The sequence below is a fragment of the Candidatus Sulfotelmatobacter sp. genome (assembly GCA_036500765.1).
GTDB lineage: Bacteria > Acidobacteriota > Terriglobia > Terriglobales > Acidobacteriaceae > Sulfotelmatobacter.
The window spans coordinates 1097238-1113670 of the sequence record DASYBM010000004.1 but is presented as its reverse complement, the minus strand read 5'-3'; the positions used below and the strand labels follow the sequence as shown (position 1 = coordinate 1113670).

At 58.4% G+C, this 16433-nt stretch carries 13 protein-coding genes; 7 read left to right on the top strand and 6 right to left on the bottom strand.

The window, feature by feature from the left end:
* Window positions 1–71: 71 nt before the first annotated feature.
* Entirely contained in the window at window positions 72–1817 is a 1746-nt protein-coding gene (locus VGM18_07780) for a hypothetical protein (GenBank protein ID HEY3972889.1), read from the bottom strand.
* Window positions 1818–1909: 92 nt separating this feature from the next.
* Complete coding sequence (locus VGM18_07775; protein ID HEY3972888.1) at window positions 1910–2974, bottom strand: ATP-dependent 6-phosphofructokinase; 1065 nt, start codon at window positions 2972–2974, stop codon at window positions 1910–1912.
* 308 nt (window positions 2975–3282) lie between these two features.
* Here VGM18_07775 and VGM18_07770 point away from each other — a divergent pair, with 308 nt between their 5' ends.
* The 6 genes from VGM18_07770 to VGM18_07745 all read left to right on the top strand — a co-directional run bounded on the left by VGM18_07770 (window position 3283) and on the right by VGM18_07745 (window position 10215).
* Window positions 3283–5340, top strand: a complete 2058-nt coding sequence (locus VGM18_07770) for a carbon starvation CstA family protein (protein HEY3972887.1) — start codon at window positions 3283–3285, stop codon at window positions 5338–5340.
* Window positions 5337–5513, top strand: coding sequence for a hypothetical protein (locus tag VGM18_07765; protein ID HEY3972886.1), 177 nt, complete (start codon window positions 5337–5339; stop codon window positions 5511–5513). The genes VGM18_07770 and VGM18_07765 overlap by 4 nt, the downstream gene beginning before the upstream one ends.
* Window positions 5514–5736: 223 nt before the next feature.
* A complete protein-coding gene (gene ruvC / locus VGM18_07760) occupies window positions 5737–6240 on the top strand; it encodes a crossover junction endodeoxyribonuclease RuvC (GenBank protein HEY3972885.1) in 504 nt (167 codons plus the stop codon).
* A 37-nt stretch (window positions 6241–6277) separates the two neighbouring features.
* Entirely contained in the window at window positions 6278–7063 is a 786-nt protein-coding gene (locus tag VGM18_07755; protein HEY3972884.1) for a hypothetical protein, read from the top strand.
* Window positions 7064–7149: 86 nt separating this feature from the next.
* Entirely contained in the window at window positions 7150–8763 is a 1614-nt protein-coding gene (locus VGM18_07750; protein ID HEY3972883.1) for an alpha-L-arabinofuranosidase C-terminal domain-containing protein, read from the top strand.
* 141 nt (window positions 8764–8904) lie between these two features.
* Entirely contained in the window at window positions 8905–10215 is a 1311-nt protein-coding gene (locus VGM18_07745) for a FecR family protein (GenBank protein ID HEY3972882.1), read from the top strand.
* 106 nt (window positions 10216–10321) lie between these two features.
* Here VGM18_07745 and VGM18_07740 read toward each other — a convergent pair whose 3' ends face one another.
* From VGM18_07740 to rsmA, 3 genes are all read right to left on the bottom strand, one after another.
* Window positions 10322–11170 (bottom strand): hypothetical protein, encoded by an 849-nt coding sequence (locus VGM18_07740; protein HEY3972881.1) that lies wholly within the window; start codon window positions 11168–11170, stop codon window positions 10322–10324.
* Window positions 11171–11420: 250 nt separating this feature from the next.
* Window positions 11421–12260 (bottom strand): AmmeMemoRadiSam system protein B, encoded by an 840-nt coding sequence (gene amrB, locus VGM18_07735; GenBank protein ID HEY3972880.1) that lies wholly within the window; start codon window positions 12258–12260, stop codon window positions 11421–11423.
* Window positions 12261–12481: 221 nt separating this feature from the next.
* Window positions 12482–13339 carry a 16S rRNA (adenine(1518)-N(6)/adenine(1519)-N(6))-dimethyltransferase RsmA gene (rsmA, locus tag VGM18_07730; GenBank protein ID HEY3972879.1) on the bottom strand — a complete coding sequence of 286 codons (858 nt, stop codon included), beginning with the start codon at window positions 13337–13339 and terminating at the stop codon, window positions 12482–12484.
* A gap of 197 nt (window positions 13340–13536) precedes the next feature.
* Here rsmA and glgA point away from each other — a divergent pair, with 197 nt between their 5' ends.
* Window positions 13537–15012 carry a glycogen synthase GlgA gene (glgA, locus tag VGM18_07725; protein HEY3972878.1) on the top strand — a complete coding sequence of 492 codons (1476 nt, stop codon included), beginning with the start codon at window positions 13537–13539 and terminating at the stop codon, window positions 15010–15012.
* A 40-nt stretch (window positions 15013–15052) separates the two neighbouring features.
* Here glgA and VGM18_07720 read toward each other — a convergent pair whose 3' ends face one another.
* Window positions 15053–16405, bottom strand: coding sequence for a hypothetical protein (locus tag VGM18_07720; protein HEY3972877.1), 1353 nt, complete (start codon window positions 16403–16405; stop codon window positions 15053–15055).
* Between the last annotated feature and the right edge of the window lie 28 nt (window positions 16406–16433).

Genomic DNA, 16433 nt, shown 5'->3' with positions numbered 1-16433 from the left:
GAGCGGTGGCTGACTTGCTGGCATGAGGGTCGGGAGAAAGCCGTAATCCGTTTAGAGCATGGCCGAGAGGTTCAATCGGGGTAGGGCAGCGGCTGCGGACTTGGGCTGTCGCCGTCGACCATCCATACCTTCCGATCGCGAAAGTATTCGAGCAATTCCTGGTTATCGTTCCTGCCCATGTCGCGCGCCCAGATCACTTTGGCGGTGTCGATATTGGCTTCGTTGTATACCCATTCCTTGTCCAGGTCATGATGCGGACCGTAACGGACGATTACGAGTTGAGACTCCGGACGCAGTTGGAGTTGGTGCAGGATCGCGGCGCGTTCCAGGTTTCCGCGAGGCCACGCCGGTTCGATGCGGGCGTGCACACCGGCAGCGGATACCCGCAGCAGAATCATAGCGCATGCCACCACAACGATTGCGCGGACTATTTCCCGGCCCAGCGGACGCCACCAGTGCCACAGATGGCGGAGGCACTGGACCAGCAAGAGATATAGGATGCAAGTGACCGGCGAAAAATAGTGCGGGAGAGTCCATGTCTGGACGGCAAACGCGGCCGCGACCGCGACGCAGATCACGAGCGGCAAGAACATCTTGCGCCGGCGCACGACCCATGGGAGCGCCAGCAGCGGCAAGGTCAACAGCGGTCCCAGATAAAATTGCCACCAGGATTTTAGTTTCCATCCCAGCCCTGGAAAAAAACCAGAGAGGGTGCGGTATTTTTCGAACTCAGCGAGCTCCCTTTCATACACTTGGCGCATGATCTCGTGATGATACTCGGGCTCGGGTCGAGGCGTTTGCCAGATGAAGTAAGGAGCCATCGCATAAGTTTCGCGATTCACTTGATAGGCCATGCGTAAAGGATCGCCCGTGACGCGATAGTAGTAATAGCCTGTGGCTATGGTCCCCAGCGCGAGCGTCAACAGGATCGGAACAATTATGCGAGACAGAGTTACGTGAAGAACTGGACGATCAGGAAGATCATGACAACCACGTCCAGCCATCCATAAGAGCATGGCGGCCGCGATCGGAATGGAAAAAACAAGTCCTTCGTAAGGCCGGGTATTGGCCAGAATGATCAAGCCGAGCGCCATAAAGATCGATACCCGCATCGATGGATGGCGTCGCAACCGCGGCCAGGCTCCAAGAACGAGCGCTCCTCCCAGCGCGGCCAGCGATGCACACCAGTACGAATTCATCCAGTAGCTGAGAATGCCGAGTCGCAAGGCGGCCAGGATTGAGCCCAATAACGCCCAACGCGCGGGCAACCAGGCTTGCAGCATCCAGCACAGCGCCGAGCACATGGCCCCGGTGACCAGCAGTTGTCCGATCCATTCTCCGAGATAATCATCTCCGAGATAAGGCTGCCCGAGCGCTTGTCCCGCGGCCAGCACCAGGCCTTGCCCCGGGGGATACATCGACATGTAGGTTGGATGTTCGATGATGTGGAAGCTCTCAAAGTGAATCCACATGGGATGAGTAGGATTGGTGATTCTGCCGTGGGCAAACGTGTCGGCGGCGAGAAGATAGCTGAACTCATCATTCCAGCGCGGCTGCGGTATTCCGAGGATGGGAATCAGCGCGGCGCGGAGTACTATCACAGCAAATCCCACAGCCAACGCCGCAAGTCCGCGATTAGCCGCAATGCGGGTGAAGGTACATTCGAGACGTCGAAAGGAAAGCCGTCGCGAGGAATACTGCGAGAAGGTCTGCGCTCGCCGATAGGAAAAGAGAATCAGCGCCGCCGCGGCAAACAGCAAAACCAATTCGATAATCGCAACCAGGGAAGGCGCGAGCTGGACGTAAAGATTCTGCATCGCTGTTCAGGGGGATCTGGTGAGGCAAGCCCCGTCCAACTCCACGCCAGTAATGTACGCCTGCGAAAGCACCGTCGGCTGGCCTTTACGCGCTACTTGCTTGCAGCTTCCTTCACGCTGGTCTCTTCGAAGAGGCCGTCAACGATCTGAATCATTTCGTTGTCGACGACACGGTTCTTAGCGATGGCCTCCTTCAGGGGAATGGAGACAATCTTGTTGGAGCGGAGCGCGGCCATGCGGCCAAACTCGCCGCGATGCACCATATCGATCGCGCCCAGGCCGTAGCGGGTGGCGAGCACGCGGTCAAAAGCGCTGGGCGAACCGCCGCGCTGAATGTGGCCCAGGACAACCGCGCGGGTTTCAAAACCGGTACGCTTTTCGATTTCGCGGGACAGAATGTTGGCGATGCCGCCGAGTTTGGCATGGCCAAATTCGTCTTTGCCCATATCCTGTAAGACCGGCGCGCCGGCATCGGAGGAAAACTTCGCACCCTCGGCGACCACGACAATCGAGAAATAACGGCCGCGCTCGTGGCGCTGGCGAATCGATTCGGCGACCTTGGCGATGTCGAAGGGGCGTTCGGGGATCAGGATCACGTCGGCGCCGCCGGCGACTCCGCTGTAGAGAGCGATCCAGCCTGCGTCGCGTCCCATGACTTCGACCACCATGACGCGGTTATGGGCTTCCGCCGTGGTGTGGATGCGGTCGATGGCTTCGCAGACTACATTACATGCCGTATCAAAGCCGAAGGTATAATCTGTTCCGCTAAGGTCGTTGTCGATAGTCTTGGGCACGCCGACCACTTTGATTCCAGTCTCGTGAAGTTTTTGCGCGACCGATAGAGTGTCGTCGCCGCCAATGGCTACCAGTGCGTCAATTTTGTGCTTGGCAATGGTAGCGGTGCAGCGGTCAATTCCGTCTGGGCGTTTCGACGGATTGGTGCGTGAGGTGCGTAGGATGGTTCCTCCGCGGGGCAGAATGCCGCCCACCGCGTCCAGGTTGAGCACCATGCTCTTGTCTTCGATCAAGCCGCGCCAGCCTTCCATAAAGCCCAGGAATTCATCGTGATAGTGAAAGACGCCTTTGCGCACCACCGCGCGGATGACGGCATTCAGCCCCGGACAATCGCCCCCGCCGGTTAACATACCGATTTTCATGTTCGCTCCTGTTGAATCTCGCTGCTGTCGGTTATAAGTGCGGATGAAATCCTCTGGATGCACTCCGAGTGTCGGGGCGACGAAGTGGCCCAAAACGCAAGGGGAAGGCATCTTTCGGAAGCAATAGAGTAACACTAAATGAGCACTGGCCAAAGCCGGAGACCCTATACAAAATCGTTCATGCAGACGCCGGGATCGGTGGTTGGCGCAGACGTTGGATATTGCGCTTGCGTGCAAGATTCGACACAATGCTCGACGGACATTAGCTCGATCGACATGAGTGCGGCGGATACGAACTGGCGAAGCACATGAACAAGACATTCTCGATGCTGGGGTGGGTAGCGGTAAGCGCGGTCGGGACGGCGGCGGTTGGAGTGGTTGCGGTTCGTCGCGGCGAGGCGATCAATGCCATGTGGCTGGTGGTGGCCGCGACGTGCTGCTATGCGCTGGGATACCGCTTTTATAGCAAGTTCATCGCGGCGAAAATTCTGGCGCTCGATGGGCTGCGGGCCACGCCCGCGGAGCGCCTGGAAAACGGCCGCGATTTTCTGGTCACCAATAAGTGGGTTGTGTTCGGGCATCATTTCGCCGCCATCGCGGGCCCGGGGCCGCTTGTTGGTCCAGTGCTGGCTGTGCAATTTGGATATCTTCCCGGAACTTTGTGGGTGCTGGCCGGCGCTGTTTTTGGGGGATGTGTGCAGGATTTCGTAATTCTGCTTTTCTCGGTACGCCGCGATGGCAAGTCGCTTACCGAAATGGCGAAAGAAGAGATCGGGCGCGTCGGCGGTTTTGTGGCCTATACGGCGGTGATTGCGATTCTGGTGATACTGCTTGGCGTGGCCGCGCTCATTGTCGTCAATGCGCTGAAAGACAGTCCCTGGGGCACGTTCACGATTGCAATGACGATTCCGATTGCGCTGCTGATGGGGCTTTACCTGCGGAGGATTCGTCCCGGTAAAGTGCTGGAAGTCTCGATGCTCGGATTTATTCTGGTGCTGCTGGCGATCCGGGGCGGGCAATGGGCTTCGCAGAATCCTACGATGGCAGCCGCGTTCACGTTGCAGGGAGCCACGCTCGCGAAACTGATCATCGTTTACGGATTTGCTGCGTCCGCTCTGCCGGTGTGGCTGCTGCTGGCTCCGCGCGATTATCTCAGCACGTTTGTGAAGCTGGGGACGATTGCGCTGCTGGGCATTGGCATTGTGGTGTTACATCCCACGCTGCACATGCCCGCATTCACTCGCTTTGTGGATGGATCGGGGCCGGTGTTTGCAGGGAAGATTTTTCCGTTTGCGTTCATTACCATCGCGTGCGGCGCGATCAGCGGCTTCCATTCTTTGATTTCGAGCGGGACGACGCCCAAGCTCATCGCGCGCGAGACCCAGACTCGCATGGTGGGCTACGGCGCCATGATGGCGGAATCGGCCGTCGCGGTCATGGCGATCATTGCGGCCTGCGTATTGCAACCCGGCGTGTACTTTGCCATTAACAGTCCCGCAGGCCTGGTTGGGCAGAACGCGATCGCCGCGACCGCTACGATTTCATCCTGGGGATTTCCCGTGACCGCCGCCGACATGCAGGCTTTGGCGCTCGCCGTGGGCGAGCAGACATTGTTCAATCGCACCGGAGGAGCGCCGGCATTCGCTATGGGCATGGCGCATATCTTCTCGCAGAGCCTGGGCGGGGCTGGCGTGATGGCGCTCTGGTATCACTTCGCCGTGATGTTCGAGGCGCTGTTCATCCTGACCGTCCTGGATGCCGGCACTCGCGTCGCACGCTTCATGATTCAGGATGCGCTCGGGCATATTTACAAACCGCTAGGGAGAACGAGTTGGTACCCGTCGATTCTGGCGACCAGTGCGCTGGTCGTGGGCGCGTGGGGATATTTTCTGTGGCAAGGCGTGAAAGATCCACTGGGCGGGATCAATTCGCTGTGGCCGTTGTTTGGAATTGCCAATCAGTTGCTCGCGACGGTGGCGCTGTGCGTGGCCACGACGATCATTATCAAAGTGAACAGGATCAAGACGCACCGGACTCGCTATGCCGCGGTCACGCTGGTGCCGCTGGCGTGGCTGGTGGCCGTCACCTTTACGGCGTCGTGGCACAAGATTTTCGATCCGAATCCGCGAGTTGGATTTCTGGCACAGGCGCGGGTCTTGGCGGCGGGGCCGCCGAGCAGCGCAACGGCGCGTCTGATCTTCAATAACCGGCTCGATGCCGTCGTGACGGCCGTTCTAGTTGCGATGGTGGCGCTGGTGCTGGTTGAGTCCGTGCGGCAATGGATCGGCGTTCTGAGCGGAAGGGAAGAGGCCCGGGTGAAGGAGACTCCGTTTGTGATGACGCGCCTTGCGGAGGAGCGCGGATGAGCGCCCTCTTCACGATAGCCCGAATCCTGCTGGCGACTCTGCGCGAGATTTTCGACGAAGCGCCGTATGCTCGCTTTCTCCGGCGAACCCAGATGGCGTCGTCCCCTCAGGCTTATGCAGACTTCTGCCGCGAGCGGGAATCGGGGCAGGGGCGGCGTCCGCGATGCTGCTAGGAATGCCCATGCAATTGAGAATGAGAATGTTACTTTCAAACAAGGCATTGAACTGCCGTAGCGTCCATCGTGCTGGCCATTGCTGTTGTTTCCTGTGTCACTGCCAGGAAACCGGGCGCCCGCTGGCCGGACCATGCGCCCGGTGATTCGAGGACGCCGCTCTGCCGGAAGCATAACGCTGCCTACTAGGACTGCCAGGATTTCCGCGATACACTGCATTCACATGCGTGTCCTGGGAATTGATTGCGGTGGGGAATACACCGGCTACGGCGTCGTGGAAATGCATTCGGCAGGAAGGCTATGCTGCTTGACCTGCGGCGCAATCAAGCTGTCTCCGCGCGAAGCGCTGCCGCGGCGTTTGTCGCGCATCTTTACACAACTCGGCGAAATTATTGTTGAGCATCAACCGGACGAGGTTGCAATCGAAGATGTCTTTTACGCGCTCAACGTAAAGTCGGCGCTGAAATTGGGGCAGGTGCGCGGAGTTGCAATGCTGGCCGCCGCAGTTGCGCGGCTGGAAGTGGCTGAGTATTCGCCGCTGACGATCAAGTCGTCGGTCGTCGGCTATGGACGCGCCGAGAAGCAGCAGGTTCAGCACATGGTCATGCGGTTGCTGGAACTCTCCGTCGCGCCGGAGCCTATGGACGCTTCCGACGCACTGGCCATCGCCATCTGCCATTTGCATACGGCGGGAACGCTTAACCGGCAGCGGGTGAGGGCGCGGTAGGAGTTTCATCGGTTCTCGCTTCTGGCATAATTTCTTTTTGCGTTCTGTGATGGGTCCATGGCAGAGCATGGATCTGCTGTGGATGATGGGAGCGACGATCGGAATCCGGGAGCCAAGTTCGTATCGTGACGCAGGGGGGGAGCGATTACGCCGGGTGCCGCTCATTCTTCTCATTCAAGGCATATTCGCCGGATGGATATTGCTGCTCTTGCCGGCTTTTGGCGCCGAGTCGGCTACCGTCACTTTCTCGCTGGATTTCCCGAACTCCGATCCCGATCACTACTCCATTGTGGTCACTTCCGACGGGACCGGTCGCTATGAGTGCTCTGCGAGGATCTCGACGGAGTCCGAGGATCGTGAGACCTATCAGGCGGAATTCAGATTCTCGGACGCCACTCGCGTGCGCATCTTCGATCTGGCGGCACAAGCTCATTATTTTTCCGGGAAGGTCGACTCCGGCAATCGCAAGCTGGCTTTCACGGGAGCCAAGAAGCTGATCTACAAAGACGGGCAACGCGAGAGTTCCGCGGGTTACAACTATTCCTTGGTGCCTGCGGTGCAGCAGTTGACGGCTCTGTTTCAAAGCGTCGCCGCCACGCTCGAATTTGGCCGCCGACTTTCCCACGAACACCGCTACCAGAAGCTTGCCCTCGACGAGGAGTTAAAGCGCCTGGAAGATGAGGCTCGGCGAGGAGAGGCGAGTGAGATCCAGGTGGTGAAGCCGGTGCTTCAAGAGATTTATAACGACAGCTCGGTCATGAATGTGGTTCGAGCGCGGGCGGAGCGGATTATGAAGATAGGCAACGCCACGCCAGCACACTAACCGGCTCTCAGCTTCGGGCTCTCGGCTTCCGGAAATCGAGGCCCGAATGCCGGGAGCCGGAAACCGCAGAAGGCAAGGAGAAAATTGTGGAGAGGCGAACGTTGTTGAAGGGTGCGATTGCGGTGGGAGCGTCGCTGGCGTTCGCTCGCAAAGGCGTTCTCGCCGCGGCGGCCGACTCTCGCATTGAGCTGCTTCTGGGCGAGCCGATCGGAACCATCTCTCCCGCAGTCTACGGACACTTCACCGAGATGCTCGGAGCCGTCGTCTACGATGGCATCTGGGTCGGCGAGAATTCTTCCATTCCAAATACCGGCGGGCTGCGCAAATCCGTTATCGAAAAGATGCGGCAGATTAAAGCGCCCATGGTTCGTTGGCCAGGGGGCTGCTTTGCCGACAGCTACGACTGGACCGACGGAATTGGACAGCCCGCAAAGCGACCGGAGCGCGGAGCGTTCTGGCGAGGCGAACCCAACACATTTGGCACCCCTGAGTTCATGCGTTTCTGCCGCGCCATTGGCGCCGAGCCTTATTTTGCGGCCAACGTTCGCAGCTTATCTCCGCTGGCCTTTGATCGCTGGATCGAGTACTGCAACGCCCCTGCCGACAAGAGTTCGCTCGGTCGAATGCGTGCCGACGATGGCTCGCGCGATCCCTACAATGTGAAGTACTGGGGCATTGGGAACGAGGCCTGGGGGTGTGGGGGCAACCTGAAACCGGCCGAGTACAGCGAGGAATTCCGCAAGTTTACCGCCTGGACGCCGGGCTACCAAGGGGCGCTGAACTTGGTCGCAGTTGGTCCGAACAGCAATGATCTGGACTGGACCGAGCAATTCTGCCGGGCCACGTTCGGCGGGAAAGAAGGAGTAAATCCCAAGAGCATTTATGGATGGTCGATTCACCACTACACCTGGAACTTATCCCGCGGGAAGACAGATAACTGGGATGCGGCGAAAGGCGACGCGCTCCAGTTCGATTTGCAGGACTGGTATGAGGTATTCCGCGAAGGCGGCAAGATCGAAGACATTATGGTTTCGAACTGGGACGTAATCGGCCAGTACGATCCCCAGCACCATATCAAGCTGGTGGTTGATGAGTATGGCGCGTGGTACAAGCCCGGGAGCGAAGTCGATTCCTCTGACGCCCTGGGACAGCAAATCACTATGCGTGACGCGCTGCTGACCGCTCAAACACTCGACATCTTCAATCGGCATGCCGAAAAAATGGGTATTGGCGCCTGCGCGCAGCTCATCAATTGCCTCAACTCTCTGTTTCTGTCACACGAAGATAAGTTCATCGTGACCCCGAACTTTTTCGTGTTCGACATGTATCAGTCGCATCAGGGAGCAACCGCCGTCCGCGCTGAATTCAGCGCGCCACAAGTCAGCTACCGGCGCGATAACCACCCCGCCAATTTCTGGGGACTCAAAGGCTCGGCGTCGATCAAAGATAAGACTCTAACCTTGACGGTGGTGAATCCGCACGCGACCGAGCCCCGCGAGACGGAGATTGCCGTGCGTGGCGGATCGGCTGCGTCGGTGGAGGCTACGGTCCTGGCCAACTCCGATATTCACGCCCACAACACGTTCGATCATCCAGATACTATTGGCGTGACATCGCAGAAAGTGCAGGGATCGGGAGCGGCGTTCCGCTATGTGTTCGCTCCGGCATCGGTGACCCGGTTGTCGATGAATCTAAGCTGACGCGGTTTCAGAGTCAGCCATAGCAATTTGGAGCATAAGCGCCCAGATTTAAAGTGACCCAACTTTTACAACTCGCTCCGCGAAACCGTGTTCTAATAGGCCTAACAGGATTCAGGCCTGACCAGATCTCGGGAGGTTGCTATGTCCAAGCTCTCTCTTTCCGGCTTCAATTCCAGATTCAGCTCTATGGCGTTCGCCGCCGCGGCCTGCGCGCTTTTCGCGCTACCTGCTTTGGCGGATTCGCAGGCTCGTATTGTTCGTCTCAGCGACGTGCAGGGTTCGGTTCAGATCGACAAGAACACGGGGATGGGATTTGAGAGCGCCTTCCTCAACCTGCCCATTACGCAGGGAGCGCAAGTCGTCACGCACGATCGCGGACGCGCAGAAATCGAATTTGAAGACGGCAGCACGCTGCGCCTGACTCCCAACACTACGGTGGAGTTCAGCACGCTCGGCTTGAGTGACGCTGGCCAGCGCATCTCGGTGGTCAATCTTGTCGAGGGTATGGCCTACGTCAACTGGCTTGGTAAGGACGAGATAACTCTAAATTTCTCCCGCGAGAAAGTCACGCTCGCTCATGCCGCGCACTTCCGCATCGACAGTTCTACGGTAGCTGTGAATCTGGCAGTGTTTAAAGGCGATGTGGGGGTGGAAGGACCTGCTGGCAAGGTCACGGTAGAGAGGAAAAAAACCGCTAACTTTGACCCGGCCAGCGACGATAAATTTACGCTTGCCAACAACATTGAAGAGGAACCGCTCGATTCCTGGGATAAAGACGCCACCTCGTACCACGATCAATACGCGAAGAACAATGTGCAATCGCCTTACGGCTATGGCCTCAGCGACATGAATTACTACGGCGCATACAGCAACGTCGCCGGTTACGGGATGATGTGGCAGCCGTTCTTTACCGGCGTTGGCTGGAATCCTTTCATGAACGGGGCCTGGTCGTGGTATCCCGGCTACGGTTATATGTTTGCGTCGGCCTATCCCTGGGGATGGATGCCGTACCACTACGGAAACTGGATGTTCGTTCCAGCGATGGGATGGATGTGGCAGCCTGGCGGATATAACACCTGGACGGCGGCGCCGCGTTACACTGGCGCTTTGCCGGCCAATTTCCATCCACTCGTAGCGCCGGTCGGAGGAACGGTAAAGACGTTGGTCGTAGGAAGAGAAGCGCCGGCCTCAACCTTGGCGACGCGTGTCGTCGTGAATGCGGGCTCGGGAGGCTTGGGGATTCCCCGGGGTTCGGTCTCCGGACTCGGCCACCTGAACCATGCGGTCGCGAAAAATGGATTCGCGGAAGTGCGGATGGGACCGCCAGTCAGTATGGGTTCGGCTTGGTCGGTGCCTGGCTCCAGTGCGCGTAGTTCGCTGTCAACTTCGTCAGCACCATCATCAATGGGCCACAGCACATCGTCGGGACATTCCGGCGGCGGGCACCATTAGAAACTCTATTCCGTAAATTTCACCTGAGCGCAGTCGAAGGATCTCTATCGGCAAAATCGCGGCATAAGAGTGCCAGTTCCTGCGCGAACTTTGTTCTGCGAAGTATTCAGGGTAATCGCAGCGAATTTACCAGAGTCGTACACAGCATTTCGGCGTCGGCGAAGTGTTCTTGCGGCGCGGCGCAGCCCAGCAGGAATCGAGCAATCTTGTCGCCGGAAAGAACCCGACCCTCGATCAGAACTCTTTCTCCGATCCACCACTTCTGGTCTCGCTGGAAGCGAAAGCGCGTCATCACAGCGGTTCTTCCTTCAATGGTCATATCTTGTTTGCTGACACTGTCCGGCTTCTCGCGCGCTGAAGCGTTCCCGCTGCCCAGATCGCGCATGCGAATGTAGTCGGGGTCGGTCAGGCTGCGGTAAGGAGCGTTCACATCTGCCGGTCCGGCGTAGAGCATGACCGGTTCATCGTCAATGGCTGCCTTGAAAATGTGCTGTCCGTTGACGCGTGATACAACCTCAGCATGTTCGGGGATGACAATCAAGGCCTCGGCACAGTGCTGAGGATTCTGGCAATAGGGCATTACGAAAGACTGGAAGCCCGCGGGCGTCGTCGTATTTCCTTGCGCAACCTGGAGCGTGGTATGAGCGCTTGGAAGCGTGGCCTGCCGGGTCTCCCGTGCTAAGTTGGCGAGAGACGAAGGTTGCGAATTCGCGTCGGTAGGCGCGCTATCCTGTGCGCGCGTCGCTGCGGTATTGGCGGGCCCGGCGGACGGATGATCGACGGAGGTCGTCGGACGGGCCTTGCTGTTCCTTTCCGCTAGCTGAGCGCGAGTTTGGCGAGCCACATCACCCAGGGAGTTCGTGCTCTCGGCATCCTGCGCAATCGAGCTTCCGCTCAAGCAAAGCGTGCTTGCCAAGGCTGCAACCACCGCTCGCACTAGACACAAAGTTTTCATCACGGTCGGTGTGCCAAGGCTAAGATAGCGCGCGCACGCCGAGGAGCCCCCCACCCCATGACTGATATCGACTCATCGATAGATCCCATCCGAAAAGGTCTCTGCTAGGGTAGTCGGGCTGGCGAGCAGGACAAAGTTACCGACGTACTGAGATTGGTTTGACCAGTGCGGATTGTTTCCGCCTCGCTTCGCTTTGGCGGGACGGCCGAGGTGGCCATCGCCCCCAAAGATCTGCCGACTGGCGGCGGCGTTATCGCACTACGATTCCCGCATAGCCTACCACCGTCTCTCGGTCGCCAGAGATGTCGCCCGAGGTGGCATACTTCACCAGTTCCGCCGACTTCGCTCCCAAATGGCGGCCTGCGGTCAACATCGCTATGGCGGGGCCTAAGCCGCACATACTGATGTTCTGCTGCGTGACCACCTCGAACAGGCCACGCGGATCAAGCGTAAGAATCCGTTCGATCGCGCGCTGATCCTTGATCCGCGTGACGACGTCGGACTCATAATGATTCATGTCACTCGAAGCGACGATCAGGATGGAATCGTTGGGCGTCGAATCGCGCTGCGCCGTAATTACATCCGCTAACGCCATGCCCAGCTGTTCCAGAACTTCGAATTGCCGCGTGCCCAGAGCGATGGGAACAAACTGCAATCGCGGCTGTCGCAACAATAAGAACGGAAGCTGCACTTCGGCCGCGTGCTCGGCGCGGTGAGCCGCGGAATCTTCCTCGAGGGCGGGAAATCGTTCTTTTAAGGTGGTGGCGAGCGCACGATCGACGGGAACCTCGCCCAGCGGCGTTTGCCATGCGCCTTCGCTCATGATGGCGAGCGCGCGGCCCATCCCGGTATGGTTCGGACAGAGCACGATGCAGCGCCGCGGAATTTCCAGGCGCGAGAACACCGCGCCTGCTACATGCCCGGAATATATGTATCCCGCGTGGGGCGCGATGCAGCCCAAGGCGCGCAGCGGAGCCAGCGACCCATTTGATTGCGAGAGGTAATTCCTCACTTCGGAGCGCAGGTCGTCGGGATCGTCAGGATAGAAGCGGCCCGCAACGGCGGGGTGACGCAGGATAGGACTAGCCACGGCCCCTCCTCGCCTTTCAGAACCAAATCGTTAAATTGTTAAGCTCGAAATTGCCTAACCTCTTAAATTGCTAACCCTCAAGTTGCTGAGCCTTGATTGCGAAATCTTGATTGCGAAACCTTCAACAGACTGCCAAGTTCTTCTTTGCGATCTTAGCGGCCGTTCCTTCGCGATCTTTGCGCTTCAGGCTTTTGAATTCCGCGACCGAACAGAATCCGCATTCATTTAGCCGTCCCGCGCAAGGCGCGATAGATTGCCGCGCTTTCTTCCAGGCTCAGAGTCTCGGCGCGGGCCGTGGCCTTCACGTCCGCCTCAGCTAGAGCTCGCTTTAACTCGTCGCTTTCATACTTGGCCTTCAGATTGTTCCAGAGTGTTTTGCGTTTCTGCCCAAACGACAGGCGCAGAAAATCGATGAAGCCATCGCCGGCGACGCCTAGTTTTGCCTGTTGCGGATCAATGGTCAACCGCAGCACGGTCGAATGAACCTTCGGTGGAGGCACAAATGCTCCCGGCGGCAGCGTGAACAGCTTCTCCACGCGGCCGTACAACTGCGCCGTGGCGGAGAGCATGCCGTAATCGCGGCCGCCGGGCTCGGCCGCGATGCGGTCGGCAACTTCGCGCTGCACCATGATTACGATGCTGTCAAAGTATTTCGAAAACTCGAACAACCGCAGCAGAATGTCGGAGGTAATGTAATACGGAAGATTGCCCACGACTTTCACCGGTTCGAGTTTAAGATCAACGCCGGGGCGGCTCAGTCCAGGCTTCGGTCCGAAGAGGGAATCGAAGTCGATGGCCAGAACGTCTGCCTCGATGACTTCCACATTGCGCGCCATGCCGAACTTCAGTCTCAGCTGCGCCGCCAGCACACGATCGAGTTCCACGGCGATCAGTCGCCGCGCCCGCTTCGCCAACAGTGACGTCAGAATGCCGCGTCCGGGGCCGATTTCGAGCACCGTGCTCTGCGACACGTCGCCTAGGGTCTCGACCACGCGCGCTGCCAGGTCTTCGCTGGCCAGGAAATGCTGCCCCAATTTAGGCTTGGTTTGCGGACGGCGCGTGGAAGCGACCTTTGGCACGTTGACCCTCACTCACTCGGGAAGTAGACTTTGAAGTCGGTCCTGGCATCTTAACGCCGGACCCGGCTGGTCCCGAGACAAATTCATATTCATCATAGCTTGTCTCGGGAAAAGCTTGTCTCGGGAAAAGCCTGTGCCGGGAAAGCCCTGCCGGGAAAAGCAGCGCGTCTCTGGGGGTTCGTAGGAGGTTCGTACTCATGAATATCGTATTCGCCGCTTCAGAAGGGGTGCCATTTTCGAAGACGGGCGGCCTGGCCGACGTAGTAGGCGCATTGCCCCGGGCGCTGGCCTCCCTCGGACATCACATCAGTGTTTACCTGCCGCGCTATCGCCAGACCAAGCTCACCGATCCCGCGACGGTGGTTCGCAGCGTCACCGTTCCCTTCGACGATGAATATCGCTTTGCTTCGGTGGTGAGCGGAGGCAGTCAAAATGGAGTGCGCTTTTATTTCGTAGAGTATCCGCCGTATTTTGATCGCGAGGCCTTATACGGCACTCCTGCCGGGGATTATCCCGACAATGCCGAGCGCTTTGCATTATTTTCCCGCACCGTACTCGAGGCAGCGAAAATCCTGGGCGTGCCGGATATTTTTCACTGCCATGACTGGCAGTCGGCACTGGTTCCAGTTCTGCTACGGACCATCTATGCCGAAGATCCGGCCTTCCGAGATACAGGCACAGTCTTCACCATCCACAACATGGGTTACCAGGGATTGTTTCCCCCCGACACGCTTCCCTTGCTGATGCTGCCCTGGGATCTCTTTACCATCGCGAAGATGGAATTTTTCGGCCAGGTGAATTTTCTGAAAGGGGCACTGACATATTCCGATTTCGTGACCACGGTGAGCCGCAAATACAGCCAGGAGATTCAGACTGCCGAATACGGCTTTGGACTGGAAGGCGTGCTGCGCGACCGCGCGTCCACCGTGACTGGAATTCTGAACGGAGTCGACTACGAGGAGTGGAGTCCGCAGACCGACAAGTTCGCGGCCGCGAAATTTTCGCCGCAGGATCTATCCGGTAAGGCGAAATGCAAACAGGACTTGCTGGCGGCGTTCGGAATGCCCGGCGCCGACACAAAACTGCCGGTGATCGGCATCGTCTCCCGCTTTGCTGCCCAGAAAGGCTTCGATCTCATCTCGCAGATCGCCGACCGCCTGGTGCGCGAAGAGATGATCATCGTCGCACTGGGCGCCGGCGATAAGGCGTACGAAGAGATGTTTCGGCGTCTCAACAAGCAGTTCCCCAACAAAATTGCAGTCAAAGTAGCCTACGACAACGCGATCGCGCACAAAATCGAAGCCGGCGCCGACATGTTCCTGATGCCGTCACGCTATGAACCTTGCGGCCTGAACCAGATTTACAGTCTGAAATATGGAACGGTGCCCATCGTCCGCGCGACCGGAGGACTTGACGACACGATCGAACCCTGGGATGCCCGCACCGGGAAGGGAACTGGTTTCAAGTTTACCGAATATAACGGCGAATCGCTGCTGCTCACCATCAAGCAGGCGCTGACCGCCTTCCGCGACCAGACCTCGTGGCAGGCTCTGATGCGCAACGGCATGAACAAAGATTTCTCCTGGAACGCCTCCGCCCGCGAATATGGCAAAGTCTACGAGAAGGTGCGGCAGATGCGGGGCGTTCCGGCGGCGGAGAAGGTTTTAGTTTGAATTCGCCCAAACCTGAGATGCCGACTTGTTGTCAATCCGATCACTCAACGTCGAATGTCACCCTCATCGGCGGTCCCGGTAGATGCTGATCGGACAATTGTCCGGCGAGAGCACCAGCGTCGCTCAGCACATCGGACCGCCGGCCCAGCCATTGTGGCTGGTACGCCGACCAGACTCCCAGTGCGAAGATGGCCAGCAAAGCCATGAGTTCGACTGGAACCCACATGGGTCCGGTGACCGTAAGGACGTTGGTAGCGAGGAAGAAGACCGGCACGATCGCCGTCTCTCGGTTTAGCCTGGGAAATAGTTTTCCCGATGTTGCGGGCGCACTGAACTCGGCCGTTTTCCGGAAAGTTCGCCAGGCGATCAGCAGCATAGGAATCGAGAAGGCGGCAAGGTCGTATCGCATAATCCGAGGGTAGAACAAGAGCGTACCGACCATCGCGACTGGAATCCATTCTTCTTGTGTCATCTGGCCGAGACGGACGCGCCGCCTCAGTATTAGCAGGACGACGCCAACCACCAGCGAAGAAACCAAATAGGCGACGATCGATGCGGAAGAATAAGGCCGTCCTGCGCGCCACAAGCCTCGACCTATGCTTCCGCCGGGGCCAAAGCCGAAGTCATGGACAATGTCGAACATCAGCCGGATGGCAACCAGGTACTCGCGAAACTGCTCCGGCCAGATCTTTGCCTGCACGGCAAAAAGCGCCAATCCAGCAGCCGCCGTTCCGCCGGCGGGAAGCCACTGCCGCTTCCCCACCAGAATCGGGAACGCAAGCAGGTTCAGGAGAGGCGCCTTCACGATCGATGCCGCCAATACGGCGACGTAATACCAGAACCAGCGGCCACGTTTCCACCCGGAGACTGCCGTGGCCAGAATCACCCCGTAGAGGACGTAACCGATATTTCCGCTCAGAATTGTGTCATCAGTGACCAGCCCCGGAAAAAATGCTACTGCGGGCAGCATGAGTGCAAGCCATGGGCGCTCTCGCTTCTCCGCCATCTGAAAACCGGCCCACAATTGCAGAAGGAATCCCGCAGAGACCGCCAAGCCATAAAGCAAGCCCAATAGCCATCCCGGTACGGATGTGAGCGCGCTCAGCAGCGGCAGCGTCATGGGGGAATAAACGTAGGTAAATGGCACATGTTCGACGGGGCTGGAGACTGGTCGGTTGCGGAAAGCTATCTGTGCGGCAATCCCCACCGCATAGGGATCCTCGGCGTGGCGCAGGTTTTGTAGGGCTCGCCAATAAATCTGTGCGTCCCATCCCGCCGGGCCGGTGTACGCCATCGTAGCCGCCGCTATGATTGCCGCCGCCCAAAGCAGGACAACGAGTCTCCCATGCGACAACCAACGAAAATAATCCTGAGCCACAGAATCTCCTGCCATCGAACTCACGGCTTTTTTCGCGACTGCA